Origin of the sequence: Pseudoflavonifractor sp. An187 (assembly GCF_002160275.1) — a bacterium.
Lineage (GTDB): Bacteria > Bacillota > Clostridia > Oscillospirales > Oscillospiraceae > Enterenecus > Enterenecus faecium.
On sequence record NZ_NFKG01000013.1, the window covers coordinates 55,913 to 68,014 of the forward strand.

At 53.5% G+C, this 12,102-nt stretch carries 11 protein-coding genes and 1 pseudogene; all 12 read right to left on the reverse strand.

Annotated elements, in window-relative coordinates; translation table 11 throughout:
- Position 1: 1 nt before the first annotated feature.
- The 12 genes and pseudogenes from B5F22_RS12290 to mobQ all read right to left on the reverse strand — a co-directional run bounded on the left by B5F22_RS12290 (position 2) and on the right by mobQ (position 11,856).
- Positions 2-2,890: a conjugal transfer protein TraE gene (locus B5F22_RS12290; protein ID WP_158096643.1), complete on the reverse strand. Its 2,889-nt coding sequence runs from the start codon at positions 2,888-2,890 to the stop codon at positions 2-4.
- Positions 2,793-3,224: a PrgI family protein gene (locus B5F22_RS07395; RefSeq protein ID WP_087218967.1), complete on the reverse strand. Its 432-nt coding sequence runs from the start codon at positions 3,222-3,224 to the stop codon at positions 2,793-2,795. Before B5F22_RS07395 ends, B5F22_RS12290 begins: the two co-directional genes overlap by 98 nt.
- A 70-nt stretch (positions 3,225-3,294) precedes the next feature.
- A complete protein-coding gene (locus B5F22_RS07400; protein ID WP_242955078.1) occupies positions 3,295-4,023 on the reverse strand; it encodes a hypothetical protein in 729 nt (242 codons plus the stop codon).
- A 2-nt stretch (positions 4,024-4,025) separates the two neighbouring features.
- Entirely contained in the window at positions 4,026-4,589 is a 564-nt protein-coding gene (locus B5F22_RS07405) for an MT-A70 family methyltransferase (RefSeq protein WP_087392070.1), read from the reverse strand.
- Positions 4,589-5,038, reverse strand: a complete 450-nt coding sequence (locus B5F22_RS07410) for a SpoVG family protein (protein WP_087392071.1) — start codon at positions 5,036-5,038, stop codon at positions 4,589-4,591. Before B5F22_RS07410 ends, B5F22_RS07405 begins: the two co-directional genes overlap by 1 nt.
- 37 nt (positions 5,039-5,075) lie before the next feature.
- On the reverse strand, positions 5,076-5,939 hold the full coding sequence (locus B5F22_RS07415) for a CD0415/CD1112 family protein (protein ID WP_087392072.1): 864 nt from the start codon (positions 5,937-5,939) through the stop codon (positions 5,076-5,078).
- A 6-nt stretch (positions 5,940-5,945) separates the two neighbouring features.
- Positions 5,946-6,026 (reverse strand): annotated as a pseudogene (locus B5F22_RS12020) (Maff2 family protein); the annotation flags it as partial.
- Positions 6,027-6,117: 91 nt separating this feature from the next.
- On the reverse strand, positions 6,118-7,782 hold the full coding sequence (locus B5F22_RS07425) for a recombinase family protein (protein WP_087392074.1): 1,665 nt from the start codon (positions 7,780-7,782) through the stop codon (positions 6,118-6,120).
- A gap of 5 nt (positions 7,783-7,787) precedes the next feature.
- Positions 7,788-7,985, reverse strand: coding sequence for a hypothetical protein (locus B5F22_RS07430; RefSeq protein ID WP_087241482.1), 198 nt, complete (start codon positions 7,983-7,985; stop codon positions 7,788-7,790).
- Between the two features lie 253 nt (positions 7,986-8,238).
- The gene (locus tag B5F22_RS07435) at positions 8,239-9,537 is read right to left on the reverse strand and encodes a virulence-associated E family protein (protein ID WP_087392075.1); all 1,299 of its coding nucleotides are present in this window, start codon (positions 9,535-9,537) and stop codon (positions 8,239-8,241) included.
- Positions 9,538-9,550: 13 nt separating this feature from the next.
- On the reverse strand, positions 9,551-10,195 hold the full coding sequence (locus B5F22_RS07440; protein ID WP_204210548.1) for a CHC2 zinc finger domain-containing protein: 645 nt from the start codon (positions 10,193-10,195) through the stop codon (positions 9,551-9,553).
- Positions 10,196-10,266: 71 nt separating this feature from the next.
- Positions 10,267-11,856 (reverse strand): MobQ family relaxase, encoded by a 1,590-nt coding sequence (gene mobQ / locus B5F22_RS07445; protein WP_087392077.1) that lies wholly within the window; start codon positions 11,854-11,856, stop codon positions 10,267-10,269.
- Positions 11,857-12,102 lie beyond the last annotated feature (246 nt).

The following is a 12,102-nucleotide window of genomic DNA, read 5'->3' on the forward strand; positions in this document are numbered from 1 at the left end:
ATCACGTCCCGGCCTCCGCGACTTCCTCCGGGCGGGTCGTCATGATCTGGTACAGGCTGGTGTCCTTCGGGAAGTGATCGACAAAGGGGATAATCACATTCCCGAAAAACAAAAGGCCCTCGCCGGGGCCGCTGTGGGTCACATAGGAAAGCTGCGTCGGGCTGATCCCAAGCTGTTTCGCCAAAATCTGCCTGTCGCCCTGAGCCTGGTTCAGCATGTAGATGAAATCCGAGTTTTCAAAGATGTTCTCGATCTCACGGGAGGCCAGCAAATCCTTCACGTTCTGCGTCAGGCCGCTTGGAATCCCGCCCCATTTTCTGAAACGCTTCCAGATCTCAACAGAAAAAGCACCGGTCTGGCCTTTGAGAAGGAGATGAAATTCATCAATATAGAACCAGGTCGTTTTATGCTTCTCCCGGTTGGCGGTGACGCGGTTCCACACGGCGTCCTGCATGATAAGCAGCCCGATCTCTTTCAAGGCTTTGCCCAGGGATTTAAGCTGGAAGCACAGGACGCGGTGGCTGTCCATGTCGATGTTGCTCCTATGATTAAACACATTTAAGCTGCCGTTGACATAGATTTCAAGGGCAGTAGCGATATTCTGGGCCTCCGGCTCGCTCTGCTTGCGAAGCAGTTCATACAGGTCGCCCAAAATCGGCATATTTTCCGGGCGGGGGTCCTGCAGGTAATCCCGGTACACCAGGCGGGTGCAGCGGTCAATGATGGTTTTCTCGATAGGGGTAAGCCCATCCTTGCCGCCGATAATCAGGTCACACAAAGAGAGGACAAAATCGCTCTTTAATGTAATGGGGTTCTCGTCATCACTGTAATCCAGGTTGATGTCCAGCGGATTGATGTAGTTGGAGGAAGTGGGTGAAAGGTCAATGACCTGCCCCTGTTTCCCAAAGCGTTTTACCAGCGGGCCGTATTCATTTTCCGGGTCCGCGATGATGATAGAATCATCCGTCAGCAGGAACACATTGACGATCTCACGCTTGGCGCTGAATGATTTGCCGCTGTTGTGGACGACCAGCCCGTTTTCCAGCAGGAAATTCATATAGCGGGGGACGGTCAGGTCATACACCGGCACTTTTTGGGGCAGTTTCAGCACTGATACCCGCACCGCGGTATGGCCGCCGCTCAATTTCTGGCCTTCCTTCACATCCACCGCCTGCATGTACTCCCCGGTGCCATCCATAATGAGATGGCTTTCCGTACAGCGGAAGGTGGTCCCGTCCTCCAATGTGATCTGCTTTAAGACATCCGCATATTTCTCAATGCGAATATCCCGCGCCATGGCAGTGATAACCTGCCCGGTTTCATCATCAAAAGTCTTGACCTCGATTTCCTCTACACCGCGCGCCAGCAGTTCCTCAAAGGAGGCAGCGCTGCCGTCTGCCAAAAGAATCCGGGTATCACCGGCAAAGCAGCCGGGCGTGCCAAGAAACAATCCATTAGGGTTTTTCAGCAGCTTGCGGTTCGCCATAATCAGGTTTGAGGAAATGGCGTTGAGGCCGTAATACAATGCCTGCCCATCCTGGAACAGTTCGCAGGTGGTAAAGGGTACGAAAATAGCGGTGCTGCTGGTAGTGAGGCCCCGCTGGATCTCGATCTGGTTCTGGCCCAGCGCCAGAGAGGACATAAGGCCCTGTTCCTGCTGGTAGTCCAGGCGTTTCAGCGCGCAGTTGTACTTTTGGGCAATGCCGGAGGCAGCCATAATGTCGCTGAACAGCTTTTGCCTTTTCGGGGCGATGTTCTGTACCAGCACCGTTACCAAAAACATACGCTCATTCCGGGATTGCAGATCTTGAAGCAGGTTTTGGGCTTCCTCCCCATAGGTGGCAAGGTCCGTGGGAATGATGTCCATATCATATCCGGCCCGCACCGCCTTTTTCTGCTCCTCAATTTTCATTTTCTGCAAATCGCTCATTTTCCGCTTGATATTGCGGATCGCCGTGGCCTGGTCGATAGACTGGATATGCAGGTTGACCGTCACCGCATCGTCCAGGTCCAGAAATTCGGCCAGCATCCGGTCTGTCAGCTCCGGCGCTAAGATCTGCAAAAAGGACATGGCGCCGGAATACTCCCCAATGCGGAAGGTCTTGCCATCCTTGGAGAAGGTAAAACTGGTGGGCGCGATAGAATCCTTTGTGGAAAGGCCGGTTTTGGCAAGGTCGCTCCAGGCAAACTTAAATTTCTCCTGACCGCTTGGATGGAGCTGGCTGTGCAGAAGCTCCAGCCGTTCCAGCCCGCTTAACGGGACCGCCTGGACGCCCAGGGTCTTAAAGTTGTTCAGCACATCCGTTTCCACGCGCTCCAGCCGCATTTTGGCGGTACGCAGGTCGTCTGCCTCAATGCCAAAAGTGATATACTTGCGTTTGGCAAGGCCGTTGTTGCCTTTTTCGAGCTGGTTTTTAAGCATCTCCGCGTACTCACGCCGGATGTCGTCATACTCGTCCCCCTGGGGCGGGATCGCAATGCTTTTGGAAAAGTCCTGCATATTGGCCCGCTGGTTGATAAAGGTGAGCTGGACGCTGATTGTAGAATCAAAGTAATTGAGAAAATCGCAGTAATTCTCGAAAATCTGCGCTTTATCGTCCGCCTGGGCAAGCTGGTAGTTAATATCGAAAAACTGAATGGTCTTGGTGTACAGCTTATCATTGACGCGGCAGATACCGTCCTTATAGATCTCCCGGTAGGGGATCGTCTGCTGGGCTGTCTGCGGCGCGTCCCGCTTTACTCCACTGAAAAAGCCGCCCTTGCCAGGCGGCTTTGCATGAGGCCCAGGTGTTTTACCGGCCTTTTTTACTGCGGACCGGTTTTTTCGCGCCTGCTGGATGTTTGCCTGCAGGCGCTTTTCCTGCGCTTCCTGCTGTTTGGTTTTTGGCAATACTTATTTCCTCCTTCTTCGACATGATTTTATAAAAGTTCCGGGTTTTATATGGGCGCGTCTCCGGCCACAGGCGGTGACGGATCATATTTTTCAGAATCTTCTCCGCGGGCTGGCCGTCACGCTCATACATTGCCATAAAGAAAAAGGGCATCATAAGCCCGATCATCAAAAGCACCGAAGCGGTATTCCCAATCGCCGTGCGGGTGAGAAAATACACCGGCAGGCCAACCGCCCCGGCAATGCTGAAAAAAATAAGCTGCCTTTTCGTTAGATTAAAGGCAACTTTGGTCTTAACCTTCGTCAAATCCTTTGGAACTGGTACATAGGGCAAAAAATCACCTTCTTTCCTTCAAATGCCTGCCACTGTAAAAACAGGGCAGGAACAATCCTTGTTTTTTGCTTTACCGCTCTTTCTCGTGGTGCGGCTTTTTATCAGGATCACCCATGCGGGAACTCTGTTCAATAGCCTTTTGCAGCCGGTCTTTCACGGAACCGCTCGCCTGGAGCTGCAAAGGTTCCGCCTCCTGTGATAGTTCCCAAATATCTTCCGCAACTTTATCTTCCACAGGAAAGGTATCGTAGACATTTTGGGGCCATCTGCCGGATATATAGCCCAAAGGGTCATCCAGCCGGAGCAGCAGTTCGGCTTCTCCCGGCTGAAAGGTATAGTGTTCAGCCAGATAGGTATAAACTTCCTGGACAGTAGCAATTTCCCTCGCGTTTGCGACCAGCGCGCCCGTACTGAGAGAATCCAGCTTTTCCATGTAGGCAAAATAATTCTGGCCCAGGCGTTTTATCAGTTCTGCTTTTGGATCTGCCTGGGCCGGAGGAAACCGGTCAAATTTATGGTATGCGCCGATTTTCTCCAACAGTTCGCAGATAGGAAAGCTATGGGTATGGGTGTTTTCCTCTTTGCACCAGCGGGCAACTTCCAACGGGTCCTGAAACGACAGCAGAGCTTCCACCTCTGCCGGGGTAAAAGGATGTTCCACTTTCAAATAGTAATGAAGCTGGGCGAGATCCTGCAGCTCATAAATACTGCCAATGTCCTGTGAGTCCAGCAAATCCGCATGGACTTTCAGGCAGTCATCCAAGCGCTCCATCAGCAACCGTTTCGCTTCCTGTTCCAAACTCAAATTTCCTCCTTTCCCGCCGGGAGGGTGTTGGTGCAATCGACTTCGTTGCCCCAGACATCCCAGCCCGGCGTTTTCTGGCGGGCAAAAAGCTCTACCCTGGGCTGGTCGCCCATCAGCTTGACGATCTTATCCCGCACAATATCCGGCTTTTTGCTGTGCTGCTCGATATGGGAAATGACAAATTGATGGATTCCGGCGCTCTGCCGTTTGGGATGGCCGCGGGTAGCCAGAAGGCACACCTCCGCGTTAGAGCGCGTCCAGAACCCCATGCCGTAAAACCAGGTATCAGCTTTGCGGTTTTGTTTCAGCCACAGGAAGGCCAGCGTTTTATATTGGAATCCCCAGGCGTCAATGACGCGGAACGCTTCTTTAAGCTGTGGAAACGTACCCCAAAGAAAAAGTGCGCTGTCCTTGGCCGCAAGGTCCGCAACTGGAAGCGCACAGATTTCCTCAATGCTCATCGTGGGATAATGGTTTTCCGCAACCCCGTGGCCCCGCTTCATATCGTAACGCCACGGCGGGTCCGCATAGATGATCCCGTATTTTTTATCCTCCGGCATCAGCGGGCGGGGCCGTCTTTAGCGGCGGCTGCCTTCACCGGCTGGCTTTTCACCTTACCGGCGTTCTCTTTCAAAGCCCCGGAGAGGGAAGGACGGTCATTCATCCCCCTGGCAGCTTCCAAAGTGGCCTGCATTTTTTCAATGGCAGCGCCATACCCCTCCGCAACAGCCTCATTAAGCTGCTTTCGGAAATCTGCCGTGATTGGCTTGCAGATGTCCCTCCAGTTCCCGTTTCCGTCCTGCTGGGAAGGCATGTTGACATACAGCCCTTTCTCACTGGCGCAGACCTTCAAGCCTTCCACCACAAAGCAATCGTTGATGGTAATGGCCGCAAAGCCTACCAGGTTTTCTTTGGGGGTGATCGGGCGCACCCGGACATCCAGCTTCAAAGGCATGGCATCGTTTTTCTCCGGTGCGGCATTGGAAGCAGTAGTATTCGTATTGCTCATGGAATAACCTCCTTAAATTTGAATGATATAAGCACAATCAATGTGCATTGAATATTGATTTTGATAACGAGCCTGTCTTAAACAGGGCAAAGGCCAGCAGCACCGTATAGCCTGCTGTACCCCAGATTGCGGCATGCACGCTGCTGGAAGATGGGATGGATTGTACCAGTACCGCATAGATTGCAACGCAGATTAAAATTAGGAATCCCTGGAAGCCAAGGGCGAACAGGGAGCGTAGGTAATTGGTCCCCATCGCTCCCCATTCGCGGTTGGCAAGTGTGGAAAAAGGAATCGGCGCAATGCTCACGGTCAAATAAATTTCTATCATTCTGCCGTAAACAATCACGAAAATCACGATAGACAAAATCCACATGCACAGATTGATGATGTGGGTTTCCAGCCATAGGCCGATCAGTTCCCAGATCCCCATAGCTTGAAGCTGTGTTTCCAGATCGGCCATGGACGCGGCCACATCCAGATTTCCGTTGATGATCCCCGCGCTGTTCGCCACAACCGTCTGCGCCACATCGAATACGGCCATCACAATCGTAAAACAGTTGGTGAGCAGATAGGTGGCAACGAAGGTCTTGAACACCCACTTAAAGATGTTGAAAGTGTCAAATTCGTGCATGTTGTTTTTCTCAAGAATCATCTGGATCAGCTCATACACCAGCACGAAAGTTAAGATCATACCGGCAATGGGCAGCACTACCGTTTCCGATAGCGTCTGGATCATACTGAAAACACCGCCATTCCAGCCCTGGGGCGTCTGGCCTACCTGCGCGGCCACATCGGTTACTTGGTTGTTGACCGATTCAAAGATTCCTGTAAATTGTCCTGTGATGGCGTCGATTAAGCCCTGTTTTATCCAGTCTGTTATCCAGCCAAATAACCAGTCCATGGACGATTAGAACAAGCCCGACAGAAGCGGAATCAGTGTCATCCCTACCACCGCGATACCGCCGCCAGCCATGAGCTGTTTTATCCCCAAATAGGTGTAGGAAAACGGCTCGATGGCGGGCGGCGGTGTGTCAAGAAATATCTATGGAGTTTTTAAGAACCGCCCCGGCGGGGGCAGGTCAGGCCGTGACCTGCTCCACCTCCGGGATGGGTTTGAGATTGAAATGAATTTCGATAGAAATGTGTCTTGTCTTTTCGCTGTCTATGCTCTCATGGACAACGATTTCTTTAATCAGGCGGTTAAGGGTGGCGGCGTCCAGTTCCGTGATGTCGGCGTATTCCTGAATGGCTTCCACCCATTGGCGGGCGTCACACGCAAGCCGGATTTCATCGGCCAGCTTCTTCCGGCCTTCCTCAACCTTTGCTTTCAACTCGGCCTGTTCTGCCTGCGTCTTTTCCATCAGCAGATTGAAGTTTGCTTCGCTGATACGCCCGGCAACCATGTCCTCATACAGCCGCAGCACCATCTTTTCCAGAACGTCAATCCGTTCCTCGTCTTTGGTAAGGGAACGCTCCAACGCTTCCCGCTGGCCTTTCTGCTCGGCTTCGCAGGTGTCGGTCAGCTTCCCGGCAACGGCTTCCCCGTCCATCAGGGCGGCTCTGGCGCACTCCCGGATTTTGTTCAGCACAAGGCTGTAAAGGGTGTCGTACTCAACCCGGTGCTGGGTACAGTGCTGCTTGCCGTAGGCGTTGTAGGTCTTACAGGAATAAATCTGCTTCGGGTGCTTGTCGTTGGTGTAGCGGATCGTCAGCGACTTCCCGCACTCGCCGCACTTGATAAGCCCCGCAAACAGGCTGATTTCCCCGGTCTGGCGGGGGCGCTGCCGGGATTTCAGCTTGCGCTGCACGATGTCAAAGGTCTTGCGGTCAACAATCGGCTCATGCTGGTTCTCCACCACAATCCAGTCCTCCGGCTTCTTTTCCCCGATGGTGCCGATTTTGAAGCGGTATTCCTTCTTCTGGGAAGCGATAGCGCCGGTGTAGACGGGGTTCATCAGGATGTCCTTAATCACGGAGAAGTCCCACATATACCGCCCGTTGACCGGGTCTTTCTTTTCCCACTTGGTTGACACGTTCCGAAAGCCCCGCACCCGGTTCCAGTAGGTCGGGCATGGAATTTTTTCTTCTTCCAGCCTGCGCCGGATGTAGTTGGGGCCGTGTCCTTCCAGCGCCCACGCAAACAGACGCCGGACAATGGGGGCCGTTTCCTCATCAATCAGCAGATGGTTTTTGTCCTCCGGGTCTTTCCGGTAGCCGAAGGGGGCAAGGCAGCCGGTAAACTGGCCTTTCTGCGCTTTCAGCAGATAAGAGGAATGAACCTTCTTGGAAATGTCCTTGCTGTACATCTCGTTGAGGATGTTCTTGAACGGCGCAATGTCGTTGTTGTCCCGCATGGTGTCGATACCGTCATTCATGGCGATATACCGCACGCCGTTGCGGGGGAAGAAATCTTCAATCAGGAAGCCGGTCTGCAAGTAATTCCTACCCAGTCTGGACAGGTCTTTCGTGACCACAAGGTTTATCTGCCTGCGCTCGATGGCTTTCAACATCCGTTTCAGGTCGGGGCGCTCCATGTTCAGCCCCGTGTAGCCATCATCCTGATAGACTGCAACAACCTCCCATCCCTGCTTTTCGCAGTAGGTTTCCAGCATAGCCCGCTGGTTTGCGATACTGGCGCTCTCCCCGTCAAGGTCATCGTCCTTGGAAAGCCTGCAATAGATAGCCGCCCGGAAGCTGCTTGCCAGTACCATGTCCATGCCTGCATATTCAAATCCGTTCATCATAACCGTTACCCGCACAATCCAGACGGAACACGGTCACTCTGAACCTTGTCTTTATTATATCCTAAATCTTGCTTTTTCGCAAGATATTCTTTATCATTTCTCTGGCTGTATTTCTGTGCAATCAGGCTCACGAAAACGTCCGTAGCGTCCAGTTCGCCGTCAAATACCGTTGTGACATGGATTTCAGTTTTGCTTTTTGCCATAGGCAGTTACCTCCATAAATGAAATAAGCCAGACAGGAGAGGGTCGGCAACGAAGTCCGGCAACGGGCTTCAAAAAACCTCGAAAACAATCTCTGTCTGGCGGTTGGGTTATTTATTACTTTTTCTTTTATTTTTCTGTTGCTTTGGTTGTCAGAGGGGAGAAAAGCCCGCAGTTACGGACTTTTTCCCGGCAACCGACTCGGCAACGGGATAGCAACGGGGTCGGCAACCGGCTGTGATCTTCCCGGATTTTTCAGAAGGGCAGTTCCATCTGCTCCGTAACTTCCACAAATCCGTCCGGCGTTTTTTCACGCCCGTTGTCAGCGCCCGTTGCCGGGGCTTCCCGTTCCCAGCCCTTTTGCCTGCCGTATCCCTCAAATATCCGGGGATTGGAGAAATACTTCCATCCCGTGATACCGTGGTTCATAATGTCGTTGACTTCCCGGATTTCCCATTGTTTTGGCTCGTCAAAGGGATGGTTTAAGGCTTCCTTGAAAAGCTGCTTGGAGCATACGGCGCTGCCGGTGTAGCGGTCAAGGTACGCCTGTATCATCCCGGCCTTGGTGTCCTCCGGCATGAAATCCCGCTGGTGTTCTTTGAGGTACTGTATCATTTCGGGGGTAAAAGACAGCTTGAAATCGCCGCTTTTGTAGGTTGTCATGGCTTCCGCCCATACCTGTTCGATATAGGCTCTGGAAGCGGCTTCATCGTCCAAAATGTGTACCTCGGCCCGTTCGGGGTAGACCATGACCGGCAGGAAACGCCGGTTCCCGGAACGGTCAAGGGGCAGGAAGTCCAGGGCATTGGAAGTGCCGCCGAACACGCATTGCCGCAGCCTGTCCTCTGGGTGGGTTTCGTATGGGATTTTATAGACCTCCTTCTGTCGGCTCAAAAAAGACTTGATTTCCTCAATGCTCTTGGCGTTTGCGGTGGCGATCATCTCCGACATCTCAATAATCCAGTGGCCTTGTAGCTTGCGGTACACGTTATCATCATCTAGCTTCCGCAAATCATCGGAAAACCACTCGTCTTTTACCGCCAGCAGCCGGAAGAAGGTGGACTTCCCGGCTCCCTGACCGCCCACCAGACAAAGCATGACCTCAAACTTACAGCCGGGGCAGAACGCCCGGTGGATGGCTCCCAGCAGGAACAGCCGCAGCGATTGGAAGGTGTAGTTGTCCGTGTCGGCTCCCAGAAAGTGCCGCAGGCAGCAGCGGATACGCTCTTTCCCGTCCCAGACAAGGCCGCTTAGGTAGTCCCGGATGGGGTGGTAGCTGTTGGCGTCTGCCGCCAGATCGGCGGCGTCCGCTATCTTTTTCTCGCTTGTCAGGCCGTAGGTCTTTTCCAGATACAGCCGGATATATTTCATGTCCGTATCGGTCATGGCCTTGCTGCCGGTTCTGCGTTTCCTGCCGATGGGCTTTAGAAGGTCAATGCGTTCGGTCAGGAGATTTTTCGCCACCGCCCCGGAAAGAATGGGGTCATACTGGAATACCGTCAGGCAGTTGTGAATACTGTTCCGCACGCCGCCTTTCTCGGTGCTTTCCAGCATGGCCTTGACTTCCTCAACGCTCCGGGGCGGGGGTGCGGCTTCGATGGTGTCCGTCACGGCCTGCCGCAGTTCGGGCGGCAAGGTCTGCCATTCTCCGCTCAAGGTTCCTCACTTCCTTTCCGTAGCTGGCAATCAGGGCAGCCCGTTCCTCCATATCGGAGAACAGCAGCACATCCAGCAGATATTCCACATGGGATTGTTTCTGCAAGGCTTCCACGAAAAGCGGGTGCCATTCCTCGTCCGGCGTCTTGGGGGCATAGTCCCGCTTCCAGCGGCGCAGCAGATTGTGATAGTCAGACAGTACCCGGAAGCAATACCGCTCCATGCGCTTGAATTGCTGCTCCGGGGTTTCCTGCCGGGGATGGAGGCGGCGGCTCCTGCCGGGTGGCTCCTTATCCTCATAGGGGATGGAAAAGTCCTGTGCCAGCATGAGGGCGGCTTCCTTGGGGCTGACGTTTTCCAGACGGGAAACAAAGTCAATCACATCCCCGTCTGCCTGACAGCCAAAACAGTGGAAGCGCCGGTCAACCTTCATGCTGGGGTTTTTATCGTCATGGAAGGGGCAGACACACATCCCGTTTCTTCCCACCCGGACGCCGTAATGCTCGGCGGCCTGCCGGGTGGTAACAGACTGCTTCACGGCTTCAAATACGTTCAATAGGCAAATCCTCCTGAAAATAAGAAAAGCGCCTGTCATTCTCACGGGGAAAATGGCAAGCGCCTGATTGGTTAAAGTTCCATATCCTGTTTTTGCTGGCGGCGGGGCTGCTGGCGTTTCTGTTCTTCCCGCTGTTTTACGCCCTCAATCTTCCAGCTTAATTGTTCGTTGATGGACGGCTTCTTTCCCGGCTCCGGCACAACCCGGCGCTGGTCGGGCGGCAGCACATGGTTTATCCAGTAGCGCACATCCCGCAGCAGCTTCATGTCCTCCTGAACCGCCTGCAAGCCCTCATTCTTTTCCGACAGTTCCCCGGAAAGCTGCTCCCGTTCCTTCTTTAATTCTTTCGTATCAAAGGGCAGTTCCTCCTGATGGGCTTTGAAAAAACGCTTGGCGGCAAGGTAGGCGTCCAGTTCTTCCCGGTGTTCGGCGGCAAACTTCTCCTTCCGGGTTTTCCAGCCGATGGAAGCGTATTTCTTGTAAACCTCTTTGTAGGTTTCGTGGTTGGCGATATGGGAAAGGGTGGTGTCGATGGCCTTTATCCGGCGTTCCGATTTTCGGATGTCAGTCTTGGCGGAAAGTATCTCCCCGCTGACCTTATCCAGATAGGCGTCAAGGCTCTCCACGGTGGAGATCTCTTTCTGCCGCAGGAAATCAAGGGCTTCCATGACCTTGTTGAAATCGCCAACAGTGCCTTTCAGCTTCCCCTTGGAAGTCCAGCCGGTGCGTTCCTCGCTCCGCATATCCAGATACCGGGAAAGCAGTTCGGGGATGGTCGGCTCCTTTGCCTGTTCCAGCGCTTCCAGCAGCGCCGCCTTTTTCTCTTTCAGGCCGGACAGCCAGCCCTTTAAGCTGCGTACCATCTGCCGGATAGACTGCATGAGGGAATTGGCGGCTTTGATGTCCCGGTTCAGGTTGCCGATGTTGGTCTGTATGCCTTTTTTCTCCAACTGGCTGACCGCTGGCCCCATGTGGACGGTGGGGATTTTATCAATCCCCTGTCGGGCATAGGAACGAAGGTCAAGGCGCTCCGGGCTGCCGATGGCTTCCAGATAGCGGTTCGCCGTGTCAGCCCAGCCCTGCCGCCATATCTCAGCGTACTTCTGGTCGTTCCAGTCCACGGTGTCCTCCTTGTGGCTTTTCCATCTGCCGGACGCAAGCCGGATACACTCGCCGTTCTCGTCAAGGTCGTAGACCTTCCGGCTCTTGGGGAGCCACTTGCCCTGTTCGTCCATCGCCCGCATGGTCAGAAGGATGTGGGCGTGGGGATTTCCATCCCCCTTGTCATGGATGGCAAAGTCGGCAATCATGCCCTTGGAAACGAAAAACTCCCGGCAGTAGTCCCGGATAAGGTCGGCGTACTGTGACCGGGGAAGTTCCCTCGGAATGGCAAGCACAAACCTCCGGGCAAGCTGGGAGTTCCATTGCTTCTCGATGGCTTCGGCGGCGTTCCACAAGGTATTCCGGTCTGCGTATTCCGGCGGGGCATGGGGCGGCAGCATGATTTCGGTGTGGACGATTTCGCTTTTATGGGAATAGTATTTCTGTTTCTGGTCGTATTCGGAAAACAGCCGTTCCCCGCTCTGGTAGGCGGCAGACGCAACGGCTGACTGGCGCTTGCTGCGCTGGATGATTTTCACATCAAAGTGCGGGCATGGCAAGTCACGTCCTCCTTTCTCCCGGTGTCCGGGCATAAAAAGAGCAGGGAACCTGTTTCAAGATTTCCTGCTCGGTGGTGCCGCCGGTGGCGGCTGGTATTCAGTTTTGATAGTTCAGGTCAGGGTGGCCCGATAAATAAGGAGTTGTTGTGCAAGACATTATATTTTTCTATTTTCTATTATGAGCAATGCTGTAAATATAATTTCAAAAACAAGCATCATTAACGCTAATATCAAACGTGTAGAATT

Bases quoted from the DNA above. Each gene is read 5' to 3' on its own strand.
- B5F22_RS07415 (WP_087392072.1), bottom strand. From the start codon at position 5,939: ATGGACTGGTTATTTGGCTGGATAACAGACTGGATAAAACAGGGCTTA.
- B5F22_RS07405 (WP_087392070.1), bottom strand. From the start codon at position 4,589: ATGCCGGAGGATAAAAAATACGGGATCATCTATGCGGACCCGCCGTGG.
- B5F22_RS07410 (WP_087392071.1), bottom strand. From the start codon at position 5,038: ATGAGCAATACGAATACTACTGCTTCCAATGCCGCACCGGAGAAAAAC.
- B5F22_RS07435 (WP_087392075.1), bottom strand. From the start codon at position 9,537: ATGCTGGAAAGCACCGAGAAAGGCGGCGTGCGGAACAGTATTCACAAC.
- B5F22_RS07425 (WP_087392074.1), bottom strand. From the start codon at position 7,782: ATGATGAACGGATTTGAATATGCAGGCATGGACATGGTACTGGCAAGC.
- B5F22_RS07430 (WP_087241482.1), bottom strand. From the start codon at position 7,985: ATGGCAAAAAGCAAAACTGAAATCCATGTCACAACGGTATTTGACGGC.